Consider the following 17,793-nt stretch of genomic DNA (forward strand, 5'->3'; position numbering starts at 1 on the left):
CCGTCAAAACAAAATATCAATGGTAAGTACCCGGGTAATGCCGGGCTGATGAGACCTGTGCAGGTTTGAAAAAGGATATCTCCGGTTTGCTTCATGTCCGGGTGACAAAAGTAAAATAATATTGCAGGATGGGGATGCAGGGATGAAAAAAAAGCCGGCCCAGAGAATTGAGCCGGCTTTTCGTTATAGAGTTTATCAGCCAAGATTATGCTTTTTAATAAAATCGGTAAGCACCTCATCGAGGGTAGGCGATCCGATCTCCTGCAGATCGTAATACACCCTGGTATTGGGTTTATTGATCTTGATGATGCGGTTCAGGTCGATGGGGGTTCCGATAACCACGCCATCGCAATCGGTGTTGTTGATGGTAGCTTCGAGGTCTTTGAGCTGCTGTTCGCCATAGCCCATGGCAGGCAGCAGCGTACCGATTCCGGGATAAATGTCAAATGTTTCTTTCAACCGGCCAACCAGATACGGGCGCGGATCTACAAGGCTTGCAGCACCAAAACGGCGGGCAGCAACCACACCTGCGCCTATCTTCATTTCGCCATGGGTGAGGGTTGGGCCATCTTCGACCACCAGGACGCGCTTGCCGCGGATAACTTCCGGATTATCGACGCGGATTGGTGAGGCACCATCAATAACCAGAGCTTTCGGATTAACTTTTTCGATGTTCTCGCGTACGGTCTGGATGTGCTCGGGCGCAGCACTGTCAATTTTGTTGATTACCACCACATCGGCAATGCGGAGTGTAACCTCTCCCGGATAATACGACAGCTCATGACCGGGACGGTGCGGGTCGGCAACGGTGATGGTGAGGTCCGGCTTGAAGAACGGAAAATCGTTGTTTCCACCATCCCACAGCACCACATCGCATCCATTGGGATCGTTCTCAGCTGCACGAAGGATAGCCTCATAATCCACTCCGGCATAAATCACATTGCCTCTTACCACATGCGGTTCGTATTCTTCCATTTCCTCCACAGTGCAGTTGTGCAAAGCCAGGTCTTCCACCGTGGCAAAGCGCTGGACCTTCTGTGCCACCAGATTGCCATAGGGCATGGGATGACGAACTGCCACCACTTTTAGTCCTTTGGCCATGAGGTATTCGACCACCTTGCGCGAGGTCTGGCTTTTTCCGCAGCCGGTGCGCACTGCACCCACTGCGATTACAGGTTTGGTACTCCGGATCATGGTGTCTTTGGGACCCAGAAGCATGAAGTTGGCTCCGGCTGCGTTTACTATCGCACTCAGCCCCATCACCTTATTGTATGTAACATCGCTGTAGGAGAACACGCAAATGTCGGCATTCAGCTCTACAATCAGCTTTGGCAGGTCTTCTTCGTTATAGATCGGAATACCATCGGGATACAGGTCTCCGGCCAGTTCTGCCGGATATTTACGACCATCAATATCAGGTATCTGAGCTGCGGTAAATGCAACCACCTCATATTCAGGCTTATTACGGAAATAAGTGTTGAAATTGTGGAAATCGCGCCCTGCGGCACCGATGATAATAACTCTTTGTTTCATAACTGATAACTTTTGTGTTAAGTGGTACGTTTGCAACAAAATTAACCAATCTGGCTGTTTAAAGTAGTTATTCTTCAATTTATAATGATTTTAAATTTCTATTATATTGATTTTCAATATTTTAAATTGTTATTTTTTTAACAATGAAAGGCACAAAATTCATATTTCACCGCAATTTGCGGGCAAAAAGCGCAATTCATTTGTTATAAATTAACACTAAAGTCCCCACCGGTACCTGATTTTGAATCATATTTACTTGCAGCTTTTTTTACTTTTGCAACTCGAATTAAATGCGTGGCAATGCTTGACCAGATTCTCAAAGAGGCTTTCATCGAAGCCTTTCAACATTTGTATGGAATACACCCGGAGCTGAAATTCGTAGTTTTCCAACCCACCAGACCTGAATTTCGTGGCGATGTAACCATCGTGGTGTTTCCGTTTGCAAAGGGAATCAAGAAAGCGCCGGAAGTGCTCGCTGAAGAGATTGGCACAGAATTGAAACGCACCTATCGTCTGGTTAAGGACTACAATGTCATCAAAGGCTTCCTGAATATTGAGATTGATGACAGCTACTGGCTGGGTTACCTCAAAAAGCTTCGCCGAACCGGAAAATTTGACCTGATTGTTCATCCTTCGCCCAAACATATCGTTATCGAATATTCCTCGCCCAACACCAACAAACCGCTGCACCTCGGGCACATTCGAAACAACCTGCTGGGCTGGAGTGTGGCCGAGATTCTCAAAGCCAACGGTCACAAAGTCACAAAAGTCAATCTGGTCAACGATCGCGGCATACACATCTGCAAGTCGATGCTGGCATGGCAGAAATGGGGCGGCAAAAGCCCGCTGGAGCTCGGTGTGAAAGGCGACAAACTTGTGGGCGACATGTACGTGCGATTCGACAAAGCATACAAGCAACAGATAGAAGAGCTAAAAAGCGAGGGATGGAGCGAGGAAGAAGCCGCCCGCAATGCGCCTCTGATGCTGGAAGCCCAGGAAATGCTCCGCAAATGGGAAGCCGGCGACCCCGAAATTCGCAAGCTCTGGGAGACGATGAACGCCTGGGTCTATGAAGGGTTTAATGCCACTTACGCAAGGCTCGGTGTAGATTTCGAAAAGATATACTACGAATCGGAGACTTATCTTCTTGGCAAGGACATGGTTGCCCAAGGGCTTGCCATGGGCGCATTCTACCGCAGACCCGACGGCAGCGTGTGGTGCGACCTGCGCGAAGAAGGCCTGGACGAAAAATTGCTATTGCGCGCCGATGGCACCTCTGTGTACATCACGCAGGACCTGGGAACTGCGGAACAACGAATGTCGGAATTTCAGGCCAACCAGATGATCTACGTGGTAGGTAACGAACAAAACTACCACTTCGATGTACTGAAACGCATTCTCAAAAAACTTGGAAAAGAATGGGCTGATCACATCGAACACCTGTCGTATGGCATGGTTGAACTGCCCGAAGGGAAGATGAAATCGCGTGAAGGCACGGTGGTGGATGCCGACGACCTCATGGAGGAAATGGTCGAAACCGCCCGCAAAATGACTTCCGAACTCGGTAAAGCGGACGAATTGGACAAAGAAGAGGCTGAGAAACTCTTCGAAACAATCGGGATGGGCGCCCTTAAGTACTTCATTCTGAAGGTGGATCCTAAAAAAACCATGCTTTTCAATCCGACCGAATCTATCGACTTCAACGGCAATACCGGGCCTTTTATCCAATATACCCACGCCCGTATCCGGTCGTTGCTTCGAAAGGCAGAAGCTCAGGGGATGCAGACAATCAGCGAAATACCTGAAACCGAGACCCTGCCGGCCAAGGAACGCACACTTATCAAACTACTTCATCAATACCCAAATACCGTTTGGCAAGCCGGCGAAAACCGCAGCCCTGCGCTCATTGCCAACTACATGTATGAGCTGGCAAAGGAGTTCAACCAATTTTACCAGACCGAACCGGTGCTGAAAGAAACCGACGAGGTGAAACGTCAGATCAGGTTGTGCCTGAGCGAAAAAGTAGCCGAAACACTCACCCATGCCGGCGGTCTGCTTGGAATAAAAATGCCTGCTAAGATGTAATTTAGAACTTCGCACAGTTTGAATTGTTTACTTTGCATTATTGCAAAAAACAATTCAACTATGAAGTACATCAACAAATTCCTTTTGCTCATCACACTGATGCCGGGCATCCTGCTTTTGATTGCCAATAGCAGCGGAAGTCCCGGAGGCCGTACAGGCAGTCCGGGCGACGGCAACCAAACCTGCACAGCATGCCACAGTGGCACGGCCATCAGTCAGTCGGGCTGGATCAGCACCAACATTCCCCCTGAGGGCTACACCCCCGGAGCAACGTATGAGGTGGTGCTCAATGCCCAGCATGCCAGTTCGTCGAAATTTGGTTTCGAACTGACCGCTGAAACCGCCCAGGCACAGAAAACAGGCGTATTTTCTGTTGTGCAGTCCAACCGCACCAAACTGCTCAATCAGGGTAAAGCTGTTACACATACCTCGGGAGGCACCGCAGCCACCGGAGGCACAACCAGCTGGGTGATGAACTGGACAGCGCCTGCCTCAGCCCAGGGCGAGATCACATTCTACGCAGCCGTGAATGCTTCAAACAGCAACAATGGCACAAGCGGCGACGTGATTTACAAGACCAGTTTCAGCGTGCAACCCATGGCTCCGGCTGCTTTAACCGCCGTACAGCCCAATACAGCAGCGCAAGGACAAACAGTAACACTCACAATTACAGGCACAAATACCGGGTGGACAGGCACAAGCCCTACGGTGCAGCTGACACTTGCTTCCAATCCGAACCAAACCATCAACGCACAAGCTGTTACTGTCAACTCCAGCACACAACTTCAGGCCGAATTTAACATTCCTCTCACTGCTGCTGCAGGAACTTACCACCTGAAAGTAAACAACCTGCAGCTCGATAATGCATTCACCATCACTGCAGTTACCACATTGGCCGAAACCAATAGCAACCGCTTTGAAGTATTTCCAAACCCTGCCAGCGGACAACAAGTCCGTATCACCCATGCCATGAACCAACCTAAAGTGCAGATTACCGACCTGAACGGCAGGCTGGTTGCATCGGAACAGCTTTTCACCGGCAAGCAGGACATCAACATCGGCGGACTAAAACCAGGACTTTACTACATCGTCCTCAACGACGGTCAGCATGCAGCGGTGCAAAAACTTGTGATCCGCTGAAAACTAAAATCATAAGAAAGAAAAAGACGGGTTCAGAATAACCCGTCTTTTTTTATTTTCGTATTGCCAATCATACCTAATCTCCAAACACATGGAACGCAGATGCCTCGAATGTGGCGAACCGCTCATGGGTCGGGCCGACAAAAAATTCTGCAATGACCAGTGCAGGTCAGCCCATCATCAGCGAAAACATGCTTCCGGCGAAAGCCTGATCCGTTCGGTCAACAACCAGCTCCGCAGAAATTACAACATACTGAAATCGCTGAACACCAGCGGAAAAACAAAAGTCAAAAAATCCACCCTACTGAAAGAAGGTTTTGTATTTGGCCCGATCACCAGCATCTACACCACCCGCGAACAGAAAACATATTACTATGTGTATGACCAGGGCTATCTGCCAATAGAGAACGACTACTATATTCTGGTGGTAAACAAAGAGCTGGAACAGACAAGTCGCTAAACTTCCTTACCTGCTGGTGTCTCAGGCATTTCTCCCGGATTGTGAAAAATTTTCTAACAATGTGAAGTTTTTCACATTTTGTCTTGTTTTTTTGTTCACAATCGTTTTACTTTTGCGCTTTGTCCAAACCACATTAAGACAATGAAATACAATCTGCCGCACAAAACCATTGAGCGGCTCAGCCAGTACAGGCGGGCGCTGCTGATCTGCCTCGAAAAGGGGCAGACCCACATTTATTCCCATGAAATAGCCCGTATTCAGCACATTACGGCTGTGCAGGTAAGGCGCGACCTCATGCTCATAGGTTATACAGGTACGCTTCGCAAAGGGTACAATGTGAAAGAACTCATCGATCTGATTGGCGAGATCATCGACTCAAAAGAAGGTATCAATGTGGCCATTGTCGGCATGGGCAACCTGGGCCGCGCGCTGATCAATTATTTTGCAGGAAAACGATCGCATCTGCGCATTGTGGCCAGCTTCGACATCAATCCCGATAAAATAGGCAATGTGATGTCGGGGGTGCCTTGCTACAGCATCGACGACCTGCCTCAGGTGGTAAAAGAAAAGAACATCCGGATCGGAATCATGACTGTCCCGGCTGAATTTTCGACACAAACTGCTGACCTGCTGGTCAAAGCCGGAATTAAAGGCATACTCAACTACACTCCGAAACCTGTCAATGTGCCGGATGATGTGTACCTGGAAGAATATGACATGATTACCTCGCTGGAAAAGGTGGCGTTTTATGTGAAACTCAATGAACAGAAAATTGTTTAATGCATTTCTATTTCACTAAAAGCGAAAGGCTGCATCCAACGGATCGCAGCCTTTCATTTTTTACGGTTAGCAAGTGCTGTGGTCAAACAATGGTGATTCGCGTACCTGCGCTTTCATCATTCAGCAAGGTTGACTCTGTGATGATAGCCTCTTTGCCGCTTCGCTCAACGAAATTGATGGCAGCCCTGATTTTGGGAGCCATGCTTCCTTCGCCAAACTGCCCTTCGTCGAGGTAACGCTTTGCTTCGGCAATTGTGAGCTTATCGAGGGCCTTTTCCTGCGGGGTGTTGAAATTGATACAAACCTTGGGCACGTCAGTTAAAATAAAGAACTTATCTGCCCTGATCTGCGAAGCAAGCAGCGAGCTGGCAAGGTCTTTATCAATCACCGCATCAATACCCTGCAATTTATTGCTTTCCACATAGAAGCAAGGGATACCGCCACCGCCAACGGCAATCACGATATGGCCTTCGCGGGCAATTTTTTCGATGGTCTGCCTGTTGAAAATAACCAGAGGTGTAGGCGAAGCCACTACCTTGCGCCAGCCACGTCCGCGCGCATCTTCCTTGAAAACTGCCTTGGTTTCGGCCATGATCTGCTCAGCCTCTTCACGCGTGTAGAAAGGCCCGATGGGTTTGGTGGGATTAAGAAAGGCCGGATCGTCCTTGTTTACCAGAACCTGGGTAATGATAGAAATAATATCCCTGTCCATATCCTTGGCCATCAACACATTACGAAGCTGCTGCTCGATCACGTACCCAATAAAACCCTGGGAATAAGCCACACTGATGTCCAGAGGCATATCGGGCAAACCATACAATTTGTGACCAGCAGTATTGGCAAGCAAAATATTGCCAACCTGCGGCCCGTTGCCATGCGTGATGACAATGTTGTAATTCTTTTCGATGAGGGTGATCAGATTCGAACAGGCATCGTAGGCATTGGCTTCCTGCTCATCAATGGTTCCTTTCTGGTTGCCGCGGAGCAGCGCATTTCCCCCAAATGCAACAACTGCAAGTTTTTTCATATCCTTATAGTATCGGTTTTTCAATGCTTTAAAGATGCAAAGTTAAAAATTATGTCGTGCCTGCAACCAGCTATTGTGATTTTTTTCACAAGAGAATATCTCCCAAAGCGCAACTGGCCGGACATGTTGAGCAGCTAAAGTTAAAGCTGTTAAATCATGTTAAATCAAATACATAGCCTGTTTTAATGGCAGTCGGATGAACCGGCAATGGGGTATTTTTGTTCCATATAACCAAATGTAAATGACATGAAAAAAACAATGCTGACACTTATCCTCGCTGCTGTATCAGCTTCAGGACTGATGGCACAAAATCAAAATTCGAAGGCAACGCGTGAGAAAGGACAGGCTGCCATGCAGCAGGCCCGCGAAATGCAACAGAAGGCCCCCGCAGCTCAGGCTGCCGAGATGCTTCAGGGTGAAAAAGTTGTGCATCAGTTTGCCCCCCTGCCCTACCCTTACGATGCACTCGAAAAGGCCATTGATGCCAAGACCATGGAGATTCATTACGACAGGCACCACAGGGCATATTTCAACAATTTTACCAAAGCCATTCAGGGAACTGAAATGGAATACCTTACGCTGGAACAGATCTTTGCCAATATGAGCAAATTTCCCATGGCAGTGCGCAACAACGGTGGCGGCCACTACAACCACCAGTTGTTCTGGAACATCATGTCGCCCGATGGTGGTGGTGAGCCCGGTGGTAAACTCGCTGAAGCGATCAAAGCACAGTTTGGCTCGTTCGACGAATTCAAAAAGCAATTTGAACAGGCTGGCGCCCAGCGTTTTGGTAGCGGATGGGCCTGGCTGAGTGTGGACAAGGACAAAAATCTGTTTATCAGTTCGACCCCAAACCAGGACAACCCCCTGATGGATGTGGTTGAAAAGCGCGGAACACCCATACTCGGACTGGACGTTTGGGAACATGCCTATTACCTGCGTTATCAGAACATGCGTGGCAGCTACATGTCGGCATTCTGGAGTGTGGTCAACTGGAAAGCAGTGGAAGAACTTTACGAACAAGCCATCAAATAAAAATATTCCAGGGTATTTTTCGAGCCGGTTCCGACCGGCTTTTTTATTGTTTCGAGAATAGCATTGGCTGCCGGCTTGGTTTCCATCCAAGGTCGTCGCAACAAAAAAACTACCTTTGCGCCCGATGAAATCGCAGTCGAAGGCCTACACTTTTGCATTGCTCACCATTTTGTTCTGGAGCACGATGAGCTCGGCTTTCAAGCTGACCCTCAGAGTTATAAATTACGAGCAATTGGTCTTCTATGCGGTTTGGTCTGCCGCATTTGCTTTAATGGCAATTACTTTGCTGCAGCGTAAAAACCACATGCTGTTGCAGCAGTCAGCCAACGGCATTTGGCATTCGATGTTGATGGGGCTGATCAATCCGGCAGCCTATTACCTGGTGTTGTTCAGGGCCTACGAGCTGTTGCCTGCCCAGGAAGCAGGTGTGCTCAACTATTCCTGGCCGGTAGTGCTGGTGCTGCTCTCAGCAATATTTCTGAGGCAACGCATCACCTGGCTGGGCATGCTTTCAATTTTAGTCAGTTTTGGCGGGCTGCTGGTGATAAGCACAAAAGGGCGCGTTCTTGAGCTTTCGTTCAGCTCACCGGCGGGCGTTGCCCTCGCCATAGGCAGCGCTTTTCTCTGGGCATCTTACTGGATTATGAATCTGCGCGACACGAGGGATGCTGTGGTTAAGCTCACTACGAATATGCTGTTTGGTGCAATCTACATCACAATATACATGCTGGCTGGCGCCAAACCAATGCAGATCCCTGTCAATGGAGCACTGGGGGCAGTTTACATCGGTTTGTTCGAAATGGGAATCACTTTTGTTTTTTGGCTGCTGGCATTGGAAAACAGCATCAACACGGCAAGGGTGAGCAACCTGATTTTTCTGTCACCGTTTATCGCCTTGTTCTGGATCAGAATACTTGTCGGCGAACGCATCCTGCTGTCCACTGTTGTGGGACTCGTGTTGATCATTGCCGGCATTGTCATGCAACAATTCTCAACGGTAAGAAAAGCATCTGAGGCATTATGAATCTAACGCATCTCGCTCAGGAAACAGCGGCCATCTGCAGGCTGGCGGGTTCGTTTATCGAATCGCAGCGAAGCCGGCTTACCAATGCGATGGTTGAGGAAAAATCGCATCACAACCTGGTATCCTATGTGGACAAAGAGGCTGAGCGCATACTGATGGAGGGTTTCAGCCGCCTGCTTCCTGGTTCCGGATTTCTGGCCGAAGAAAGTGGCAGCCATGCAGGAAGCACGTTTGTGTGGATTATCGACCCGCTTGATGGCACTACCAATTATGTGCACGGAGTGCCGGTTTACTCGGTAAGTGTAGCTTTACAGCAGGACGGCAAGACAATTCTTGGTGTTGTGTACGACATACCCCGCAACGAGCTTTTTTCGGCCACCATTGGCGAAGCCGCGCAACTCAACGGCAAACCTGTGAATGTGAGCAATGCACCATCACTCGACAGCAGCTTGCTGGCCACAGGTTTTCCGTATCACGATTTCAGCAGAATGCCGCAGTATCTGAAGCTGTTTGAGCGGATGATGCGGCACTCGCGCGGTGTCCGCAGGCTGGGCAGTGCAGCACTCGATCTGGCCTGGGTGGCATGTGGCCGCTTCGATGCATTTTTCGAATACAGCCTTCACCCTTGGGACATTGCTGCGGGTGCCTTCATTGTGGAACAAGCAGGTGGAATTGTAACCACTTTCGACGGAAATACTGATTACCTGTTTGGAAACGATATCATTGCCGGCACTGCGACGGTGCATTCAGGGCTTATGGCGCACATCAGGGAGTGCTTTGGTTAGCACCGCCCGGCTTGCGCGGACCTCTCCGACGCTTGTTTTTTGGCTTTTTATCCCTCCTGCCTTCCGTTCCCGTGCTTTCAGACGAACCTTGGTTCGCAGTTTTTTCCGGTCTTTGCGATCCGGCCGTTTTGTGTGTTTTGCTACGAGGTTTTCGTTTCGGCCGTTGCCTGTCGCGGCCTCTCGACTCAGTGTATGCTTCAGGAGGAATTCCCTCACCCAGTTCCGCAGGAAGAGGAACTTTTTCGACCTCGATCCCCAGCAATTGTTCGATGCGGCGAAATTTTCCGAACTCTTTAGGCGAAACCAGCGTCAACGCTTCACCGGTGCGCTCGGCACGGGCCGTACGACCTACCCGGTGCACATAATCCTCCGCATCTGCAGGTACATTGAAGTTGATTACCAGACTGATATTATCCACATCAATTCCTCTGGAGGCAATGTCGGTGGCTACCAGCACCCTGATCTGTCCGGCACGGAAGAGGTTCATGACCTCGTTGCGTTCTTCCTGCGTAAGATCGGAATGTATGGCCCGCACCGACATCCCTTTGCTTCTTAGCGCCTTTTCCGTTTCCTTTACCAGTTGACGTGTGCCGGCAAAAATTAATACCAGCGGGTAGTCGTCGTTGGCGAGCAGGTGGAGTATCAGGAGAATTTTCTGGTCTTCATGCATCAGGCAGGCTTTCTGCCGCACATTTTCAGCGGGTTTTGAAACCGCCAGGTTGATATGTTCGGGATTACGAAGAATGCCGGCTGCCAGACGTCGGATGCCATCGGGCATGGTGGCGGAAAACAACAGGCTCTGGCGATCGGCAGGAAGGTTGGCAATGATCCGGTTGATGTCGGGCAGAAAGCCCATGTCGAGCATGCGGTCGGCTTCGTCGAGCACCAAAAACCTCAGCTCGCTGAAGTCCACATAGCCCAGGTTAAGATGGGCGATGAGCCTGCCCGGCGTAGCCACAACCACATCGGCCCCCTGCTGAAGGGCCTTTTTTTCCTGGTCGAAAAGCGCACCGGAACCGCCACCATATACGGCAATGGAGCTGATGTTGGTAAAATAGGCCAGCCCCTGGAGCTGCTGGTCAATTTGTATGGCCAACTCCCTGGTAGGAGCGATGATGAGCGCCTTGATTCCCGTTCCGGACTGGCTCTGGGTGATGATGGAATGAATCACCGGGAGCAAGAATGCGGCTGTTTTGCCTGTTCCTGTCTGGGCACAGGCAATCAGATCGCGACCTTGCAAAATCACAGGAATAGCTTGTTCCTGTATCGGGGTAGGCTGTTCGAAGCCTATGGCATCCAGCCCCTCTAAAATCGGAGCGGCCAGACTAAAATCTGAAAACTTCAATGCTGGAATGTTTTTTTGCAAAGTTAAGACAATGCAGGCTGTCTATCACTAAAGCTCTGTCAACAAAAGCAGGCATGCAATTGTTGAGACCAGGAACATTCAGTAAATTTAACCAACAAACTCCGAAAAGGATTTGATTGTACATTCACCGGCAGATTCTGTACCTTTATGAAAACTAATTTTATGCGTAATATGTTTGCAAAGTATTCATTATCTGTATATTTCTTAACATTACTCATATTCGGCCTATCGGCTTCGGGGGCCGGGCAGAATGATACCCTTCAAAAAGAAACCAGAAAAACCAAGGTTTACACCTTCCACATTAAAGAGGAAATTGCTCCTCCGGTCTGGCGAACCACGCAAATGGCATTCAATCGGGCAGCCGAACTGGAAGCCGACCTGATTCTGATTCAGATGAACACTTATGGAGGCATGGTGGATATGGCCGACAGTATTCGCACCAAGATCCTCAACTCGAGCATTCCGGTTTATGTATTCATCAACAACAATGCAGCCTCAGCCGGGGCGCTCATCAGCATTGCCTGCGACAGCATTTACATGGTAAAGGGTGCCAATATCGGAGCTGCCACAGTGGTCAACCAAACCGGCGAAGTTGTCCCCGATAAGTTTCAATCGTATATGCGTGCCATGATGCGGAGCACCGCCGAAGCCAAAGGACGCAACCCGGAGATAGCTCAGGCCATGGTTGACCCTTCAATTTATGTGCCCGGGGTTTCCGATTCGGGCAAGGTACTCACCCTCACCACCTCCGAAGCCATCAGGCATGGTTTTGCCGAAGCACAGGCAGAAACCATTGAGGAAGTGCTGAAAAGGGCCGGACACGAACCCTATGAAATTATCGAGCATCAACTGAGTAGTCTCGACAGGGTGATTAACTTTCTCATCAAGCCTGTCGTGAGTGGTATCCTGATCATGCTGATTATCGGGGGATTGTATTTCGAATTGCAGACTCCCGGCGTCGGGTTTCCGCTGGCTGCCGCTGTTACTGCAGCCATCCTCTATTTTGCCCCGCTGTATCTGGAAGGTTTGGCCTCGCACTGGGAAATTGTGGTTTTTGTTGTCGGGGTGATCCTGTTGATGATCGAGATATTTGCGCTGCCTGGTTTTGGCGTGGCCGGAATCACAGGACTGATCCTGATGGTTGGAAGCCTGAGTTTTGCCATGGTCGAAAGCTTTGACCTGAGCGGAAGCAATCCGGTGGATCTTTCACCGCTCATTCAGGCCTTTTTCACAGTTATTATTGCTGTGTTTTTTGCAATTGCCGGATCGCTTTACCTTAGCCGGAAGCTGTTTACCTCCAGCCGGCTCGGACATCTGGCTTTGCAGCATGTGCAGGACGCAAACGCGGGTTACACAACCGCCAGCACCGATTACTCGGGCATGATCGGGAAAAGTGGCACAGCCCACACCATCCTCAGGCCATCGGGAAAGGTTGATATTGAGGGGGAACTTTACGATGCCACGCTTATCACAGGTTTTGCCGAAGAAGGCGAACAGGTAGAAGTTGTTTCGTACCATACCGGTCAGCTTTTTGTGCGTAAGAAGTCATGAAAACCACAGACATCATCCGCCTCATAAAAGGCGACATCACAAAGCTCAGTGTTGATGCCATTGTTAATGCGGCCAACAACAGGCTGATGGGTGGTGGGGGCGTTGACGGCGCCATTCACCGGGCTGCCGGCCCTGAACTCCTCCAGGCCTGCAGCCTGATTGGTTATTGTGCTACCGGGGATGCCAAAGCCACAGAGGGCTTCAGGCTGTCGGCAAAATACGTCATTCACACTGTAGGACCAGTGTGGCGGGGTGGCAACAATCAGGAACCAGAGCAGCTTGCATCGTGCTACCAGCGAAGCCTCGAGGAAGCAGCCTCGCTGAAGTGCCGCACTGTGGCGTTTCCGAACATCTCCACCGGTGTTTATGGCTTTCCCAAAGAACAAGCAGCCCGCATAGCCTTAGGGACTGTAACAACATATCTGGAAAATCACCCCGGCCAGTTCGACGAAATTATCTTCGTCTGTTTCGACGACACCAATTTCGAGCTTTATCTAAACCTGTTAAACCAGCCCGACAACAGACAGATGCGCTAATTGGGCAGTTTCGGCCGCTAACTTGATGCAAGACGAGGATAGCATTGCACAGTGCTACTTTTAAGCTACCTCAAGCCCGGTGTATGAAAACCCTGCCACGAATTTTTTCCCTGATTTTCATTATTTTAGGTTCATACTATTCTACCTATTCCCGGCAGTCGCCATTTACATTCGAAGCCACCCGCATCGCGCATGCCGTTACCATTGATGGCTTACTAAATGAAAAAGACTGGGAAACAGCAACTGATCTGTCAGGTTTTGTGCAGTTGGAACCTTACAACCTGAGGCCTGCCAGCTTCGATACCAGGGTCAGGGTGCTTTACGACGACAAGGGCTTGTATGTAGGTGCGCACATTTTCGATCCCCGGCCCGACAGCCTGATCAAAGACCTGCGTAAACGCGACGAGTTTGGCCTGGCCGATGCGTTTGGATTTAAAATCGACCCTTTTGGCGACGGACTGAATGCTTTCGGCTTTTTTGTGACCGTCAGAGGTGTACAGATCGACTCCAAGACCAATTCCGACGATGAGGACGACTACAACTGGGATGCCGTTTGGCGATCAGCTGTTGAGATGAACGATTCAGGATGGTGCGCCGAATTTATGATCCCATATGCTGCACTGCGTTTTCAAAAAAGCGAAATGCCGACCTGGAACATCAACTTTTTCAGGAGTATTCAGCGCTACCGCGAGCTAAGCACCTGGTATCCCATTGATAAGCAGCAGAAAATCCAAAACAGCCAGATGGGAAGCATGTTGCTCCCAACCACCATCGAACCGCCCGTACGAATCAGCGCAACGCCCTATCTGTCAGCCGGTCTGACGCACTTTGGTGTGCAAGATGAGTGGAAAGGATCATATAATTTGGGAATGGATCTGAAACTTGGGCTATCCGAAAGTTTTACGCTCGACATGACGCTGATTCCTGATTTCGGCCAGGTCGAATCGGATCAATACATTTACAGCCTCTCGCCTTTCGAGGTGTACTATGAAGAAAAACGTCCTTTCTTCACCGAGGCTACCGAGCTCTTCAGCAAAGGCAATGTATTTTACTCGCGTCGCATAGGCGGACGACCCAAAAAATTCGGGCAGATTGCATCGCAATATTCAAGCGACAGCATCCTGCGCAATCCCGAAAGCATCCAGCTGATCAATGCAAGCAAGCTCACAGGAAAAACCTCCAAAGGTCTGGCCATCGGACTCTTTAACGCTATAACAGCTCCTTCTAAAGCCGAAATATTAAACAGCAATGGTTCCGTCGAATCATTGGTTACTGAACCGCTCACCAACTACAACATGCTCGTGTTTGAGCAGGCCCTGCCCAACAACAGCCAGGTTAGCTTTTTCAATACCCATGTGTGGCGCCCCGATTGGCACAACTCGGTGTTTGTAACCGGAGGCGAAACAACGCTTCGCAACAAACAAAACAAGCTCGAATGGTATGGGATGGCCACTGTGTCGCACCAAAGTTTCAGCCGGGAACCAAAATCACCCGGAGTCCGTTACCTGACCAGTGCAGGCAAAATCAGCGGAAAGTTCCGGCCAAATGTGTGGCTCAACCTTGTGAGCGACCTTTTCGACCCCAACGAGATGGGTTTTATGCGAAACAACAATGAGCTCAATGGGGGATTAGAACTCAATTACGACGAATACGAACCCAGGGGAAGCGTCCTCAGGTGGACTGTCCGTGGCCGATTGCATCAAAACTACCAATACAAGCCACATGCCTACGTATCCACATATGTGCAGGCCGACGGCAGACTAACTTTGCAGAATCACCTGACCATCGGAGGTTATTTCAACTCACTTCCTTTTGGCAAGGTGGACTTTTATGAAGCCAGGCGCAAAGGCATGCCCTTCGGGCGGCCCGCCGAGTATGCTTTTGGATTTTGGGGCTCACCTGATTACCGCAAACGCCTCATCGCAGATTATCGTTTCAATTTTAGCCTCATTCCCGACTGGGAAAGCCACAACCTCAACATCCGTCTAAGTCCGCGCTGGCGCGTAAACGACCAGGCCATCCTCGTGCCCTCGATCAGTTATGATTCGCAGAAAAACAACCGTGGCTTTTTGCGCGACAGTTCCCAGGGCGATCAGACGCGCATCATTTTTGGCAAACGCGATGTGAACACCATCTCAGGCAGTGTGGCATTCGATTACTCCTTCAGCCCAAATACTTCGCTGGTGCTTCGCATGCGCCACTATGTGCTGCAGGTTGACTACAAGGACTTCTACACACTGAATGCCGACGGAAGCCTGTCGCCCGACGACTATTCTGCAGATGAGGATTTTGTGGTCAACAACCTGAATGTGGATTTGCTGTTCCGGTGGAATTTCCTGCCGGGCAGCGAAATGCTGCTGATCTGGAAACAAGCTCTGAACGCACAGAACAAGGGGCAGGATTCGCTGCGCACTTATTTTGACCACTTTGCAGAGCTGGGCCAAACACCAGGAATCAACAACCTGAGCTTCAAGGTTTTATATTACATCGACTGGAATCAACTTAAACCGGTAGGAAGAAAATCCTGACATAAGGCCAATTCAGTCGGGGTGATTGCTATTCCAGGTAGGTATATCCATAAAGACCTGACCTGTAGATCGAAAGAAATTCTTTGCCTTCCTCTGCGCTGATTCGTCCCTGCTTAACGGATGCAGTTACCCAGGTTTCGACCGTACGCACGAGCTTTTTGCTGTTATACTGCACGTAATCAAGCACCTCGGCCACAGTTTCGCCGTCAATCACCTGATCAATGTAGTAGCCCTTCTCGTCCACCGAAACGTGTACGGCATTGGTGTCGCCAAATAGGTTATGCAGGTCGCCCAGGATTTCCTGGTAAGCACCAGTGAGGAACACGCCTATATAATAAGGCTCCTTACCTTTCAGGCTGTGCACCGGCAGGTGGTGCGAGAAATTGCGTGTCGAGATAAAGTTGTCGATTTTGCCATCGGAGTCGCAGGTGATGTCCTGAATGGTGGCGTAGCGGTCGGGTTTTTCATCCAGCCGGTGAATGGGAATGATCGGAAAAACCTGATCAATGGCCCAAGAATCGGGAAGCGACTGAAACAGGGAGAAATTACAGAAATACTTATCCGACAACAGCTTCGGCAGAATGTTCAATTCTTCCGGAGGCCGTTTCATTTCGTTGGCCATCTGATGAATTTCGCGGGCAACTGTCCAGAAAAGGCGCTCGATGCGTGCCCTGGTTTTCAGGTCGATCAGGCCAAGGCTGAACATATCGAGGGCTTCTTCGCGGATCTGCTGCGCATCGTGCCAGGTTTCGAGCATGCTGCTTGCATTGAGGTTGTTCCACGATTCGTAAAGTTCGTGTAGCAGCTCATGATCTTCGGGCGTAACTTCCTCGTCCTCCTCCCAAACCGGCAAAGATGCATGTTCGAGCACTTCAAACACCAGCACCGAATGATGGGCGGTGAGCGATCGACCCGACTCGGTGATGATGTTGGGGTGCGGGATTCCGTTTTTGTCGCTGGCATCCACCATGGCAAAGGTGGCGTCGTTGACGTATTCCTGTACACTGTAGTTGACGCTGCTTCCACTGTTGGCCGAACGTGTTCCGTCGTAATCTACGCCCAAACCTCCGCCAACATCCACAAAATCAAGATGGAAGCCCATCTTGTAGATCTGCACATAAAACTGGGCAGCTTCCCGGAGGGCTATCTTGATGCGGCGGATTTTGTTCACCTGACTGCCAATGTGGAAATGAACCAGCCTCAGGGTGTCCTTCATATTGTTACGCTCCAGAAAGTCGAGCGATTCGAGCAATTCGCTCGAAGTTAGGCCAAACTTACTCACATCGCCTCCCGAGTCTTCCCATTTGCCACTGCCGGAACTGGCAAGCTTAATGCGAATTCCGATATTGGGCTTCACCTTCAGACGTTTGGCGACTTTTGCAATCAACTTGAGTTCGTTGAGCTTCTCAACCACGATGAAGATGGTGCGTCCCATTTTTTGGGCCAGAAGCGCAAGCTCGATATAGCTCTCGTCTTTGTAGCCATTGCAGATGATGATTGAATCGCTGTCGGGATCGGTGGCAATCACCGTATGCAGCTCAGGCTTCGAGCCGGCCTCCAGACCAATATTGAACTTCTTTCCGTGGCTGACAATTTCTTCAACCACAGGTCGCATCTGGTTTACCTTGATCGGATAAACAATGAAGTTCTGACCTTTGTAATCGTATTCCTCCGCAGCTATTTTGAAACAGTTGTGCATTTCTTCGATGCGGCTGTCGAGAATATCCGGAAATCGGATCAGCACGGGAGTCGATACGTCGCGAAGCAACAATTCGTCAATAAGCACACGCAGATCAACAGAAGCACATCCCTCGCGGGGTGTTACGGCAACATTTCCTTTTTCGTTGATTGTAAAGTAATTGATTCCCCAACCATTGATGTTGTAAAGCTCGGCCGAGTCTTCAATACGCCATTTTCTCATCTTAGCTAAATTCGAATTTAAT

Annotated in this window: 14 protein-coding genes; 10 read left to right on the plus strand and 4 right to left on the minus strand. The window is 49.7% G+C overall.

Annotated elements, in window-relative coordinates; genetic code table 11:
- Window positions 1-195: 195 nt before the first annotated feature.
- A complete protein-coding gene (locus IPM52_04660) occupies window positions 196-1,533 on the minus strand; it encodes a GTPase (protein ID MBK9290897.1) in 1,338 nt (445 codons plus the stop codon).
- A gap of 300 nt (window positions 1,534-1,833) precedes the next feature.
- Between IPM52_04660 and IPM52_04665 the strand changes: the two genes are divergently transcribed.
- The 4 genes from IPM52_04665 (at window position 1,834) to IPM52_04680 (ending at window position 5,998) form a co-directional block, all read left to right on the plus strand.
- Window positions 1,834-3,618 (plus strand): arginine--tRNA ligase, encoded by a 1,785-nt coding sequence (locus IPM52_04665; protein MBK9290898.1) that lies wholly within the window; start codon window positions 1,834-1,836, stop codon window positions 3,616-3,618.
- A gap of 60 nt (window positions 3,619-3,678) precedes the next feature.
- Window positions 3,679-4,758, plus strand: a complete 1,080-nt coding sequence (locus IPM52_04670; protein ID MBK9290899.1) for a T9SS type A sorting domain-containing protein — start codon at window positions 3,679-3,681, stop codon at window positions 4,756-4,758.
- 91 nt (window positions 4,759-4,849) lie between these two features.
- Window positions 4,850-5,218 carry a hypothetical protein gene (locus IPM52_04675; protein MBK9290900.1) on the plus strand — a complete coding sequence of 123 codons (369 nt, stop codon included), beginning with the start codon at window positions 4,850-4,852 and terminating at the stop codon, window positions 5,216-5,218.
- 141 nt (window positions 5,219-5,359) lie between these two features.
- Window positions 5,360-5,998 (plus strand): redox-sensing transcriptional repressor Rex, encoded by a 639-nt coding sequence (locus IPM52_04680; protein MBK9290901.1) that lies wholly within the window; start codon window positions 5,360-5,362, stop codon window positions 5,996-5,998.
- An 82-nt stretch (window positions 5,999-6,080) separates the two neighbouring features.
- Here IPM52_04680 and arcC read toward each other — a convergent pair whose 3' ends face one another.
- Complete coding sequence (gene arcC, locus IPM52_04685; protein MBK9290902.1) at window positions 6,081-7,025, minus strand: carbamate kinase; 945 nt, start codon at window positions 7,023-7,025, stop codon at window positions 6,081-6,083.
- Window positions 7,026-7,325: 300 nt separating this feature from the next.
- Here arcC and IPM52_04690 point away from each other — a divergent pair, with 300 nt between their 5' ends.
- The 3 genes from IPM52_04690 to IPM52_04700 all read left to right on the plus strand — a co-directional run bounded on the left by IPM52_04690 (window position 7,326) and on the right by IPM52_04700 (window position 9,869).
- Window positions 7,326-8,060: a superoxide dismutase gene (locus IPM52_04690; GenBank protein ID MBK9290903.1), complete on the plus strand. Its 735-nt coding sequence runs from the start codon at window positions 7,326-7,328 to the stop codon at window positions 8,058-8,060.
- A gap of 124 nt (window positions 8,061-8,184) precedes the next feature.
- On the plus strand, window positions 8,185-9,084 hold the full coding sequence (locus IPM52_04695) for a DMT family transporter (protein MBK9290904.1): 900 nt from the start codon (window positions 8,185-8,187) through the stop codon (window positions 9,082-9,084).
- Window positions 9,081-9,869: an inositol monophosphatase gene (locus tag IPM52_04700; GenBank protein ID MBK9290905.1), complete on the plus strand. Its 789-nt coding sequence runs from the start codon at window positions 9,081-9,083 to the stop codon at window positions 9,867-9,869. The genes IPM52_04695 and IPM52_04700 overlap by 4 nt, the downstream gene beginning before the upstream one ends.
- Here IPM52_04700 and IPM52_04705 read toward each other — a convergent pair.
- Window positions 9,850-11,214 carry a DEAD/DEAH box helicase gene (locus tag IPM52_04705; GenBank protein MBK9290906.1) on the minus strand — a complete coding sequence of 455 codons (1,365 nt, stop codon included), beginning with the start codon at window positions 11,212-11,214 and terminating at the stop codon, window positions 9,850-9,852. The genes IPM52_04700 and IPM52_04705 overlap by 20 nt on opposite strands.
- A 192-nt stretch (window positions 11,215-11,406) precedes the next feature.
- On the opposite strand from IPM52_04705, the gene IPM52_04710 reads away from it, so the two are divergent.
- The 3 genes from IPM52_04710 to IPM52_04720 all read left to right on the plus strand — a co-directional run bounded on the left by IPM52_04710 (window position 11,407) and on the right by IPM52_04720 (window position 15,850).
- Window positions 11,407-12,786 (plus strand): nodulation protein NfeD, encoded by a 1,380-nt coding sequence (locus IPM52_04710; protein ID MBK9290907.1) that lies wholly within the window; start codon window positions 11,407-11,409, stop codon window positions 12,784-12,786.
- Entirely contained in the window at window positions 12,783-13,322 is a 540-nt protein-coding gene (locus IPM52_04715) for an O-acetyl-ADP-ribose deacetylase (GenBank protein MBK9290908.1), read from the plus strand. Before IPM52_04710 ends, IPM52_04715 begins: the two co-directional genes overlap by 4 nt.
- Before the next feature lie 83 nt (window positions 13,323-13,405).
- Complete coding sequence (locus IPM52_04720; protein MBK9290909.1) at window positions 13,406-15,850, plus strand: carbohydrate binding family 9 domain-containing protein; 2,445 nt, start codon at window positions 13,406-13,408, stop codon at window positions 15,848-15,850.
- A gap of 28 nt (window positions 15,851-15,878) precedes the next feature.
- On the opposite strand, the gene speA is transcribed toward IPM52_04720, so the two are convergent.
- The gene (gene speA, locus IPM52_04725) at window positions 15,879-17,771 is read right to left on the minus strand and encodes a biosynthetic arginine decarboxylase (protein MBK9290910.1); all 1,893 of its coding nucleotides are present in this window, start codon (window positions 17,769-17,771) and stop codon (window positions 15,879-15,881) included.
- Between the last annotated feature and the right edge of the window lie 22 nt (window positions 17,772-17,793).

It is taken from the genome of Bacteroidota bacterium, assembly GCA_016715945.1.
GTDB lineage: Bacteria > Bacteroidota > Bacteroidia > Bacteroidales > F082 > JALNZU01.

What these genes read in the sequence shown, in the direction of transcription:
- IPM52_04660 (MBK9290897.1), bottom strand. Translation starts at nt 1,533, where the DNA reads ATGAAACAAAGAGTTATTATCATCGGTGCCGCAGGGCGCGATTTCCAC.
- IPM52_04665 (MBK9290898.1), top strand. Translation starts at nt 1,834, where the DNA reads ATGCTTGACCAGATTCTCAAAGAGGCTTTCATCGAAGCCTTTCAACAT.
- IPM52_04670 (MBK9290899.1), top strand. Translation starts at nt 3,679, where the DNA reads ATGAAGTACATCAACAAATTCCTTTTGCTCATCACACTGATGCCGGGC.
- IPM52_04675 (MBK9290900.1), top strand. Translation starts at nt 4,850, where the DNA reads ATGGAACGCAGATGCCTCGAATGTGGCGAACCGCTCATGGGTCGGGCC.
- IPM52_04680 (MBK9290901.1), top strand. Translation starts at nt 5,360, where the DNA reads ATGAAATACAATCTGCCGCACAAAACCATTGAGCGGCTCAGCCAGTAC.
- arcC (MBK9290902.1), bottom strand. Translation starts at nt 7,025, where the DNA reads ATGAAAAAACTTGCAGTTGTTGCATTTGGGGGAAATGCGCTGCTCCGC.
- IPM52_04690 (MBK9290903.1), top strand. Translation starts at nt 7,326, where the DNA reads ATGGCACAAAATCAAAATTCGAAGGCAACGCGTGAGAAAGGACAGGCT.
- IPM52_04695 (MBK9290904.1), top strand. Translation starts at nt 8,185, where the DNA reads ATGAAATCGCAGTCGAAGGCCTACACTTTTGCATTGCTCACCATTTTG.
- IPM52_04700 (MBK9290905.1), top strand. Translation starts at nt 9,081, where the DNA reads ATGAATCTAACGCATCTCGCTCAGGAAACAGCGGCCATCTGCAGGCTG.
- IPM52_04710 (MBK9290907.1), top strand. Translation starts at nt 11,407, where the DNA reads ATGTTTGCAAAGTATTCATTATCTGTATATTTCTTAACATTACTCATA.
- IPM52_04715 (MBK9290908.1), top strand. Translation starts at nt 12,783, where the DNA reads ATGAAAACCACAGACATCATCCGCCTCATAAAAGGCGACATCACAAAG.
- IPM52_04720 (MBK9290909.1), top strand. Translation starts at nt 13,406, where the DNA reads ATGAAAACCCTGCCACGAATTTTTTCCCTGATTTTCATTATTTTAGGT.
- speA (MBK9290910.1), bottom strand. Translation starts at nt 17,771, where the DNA reads ATGAGAAAATGGCGTATTGAAGACTCGGCCGAGCTTTACAACATCAAT.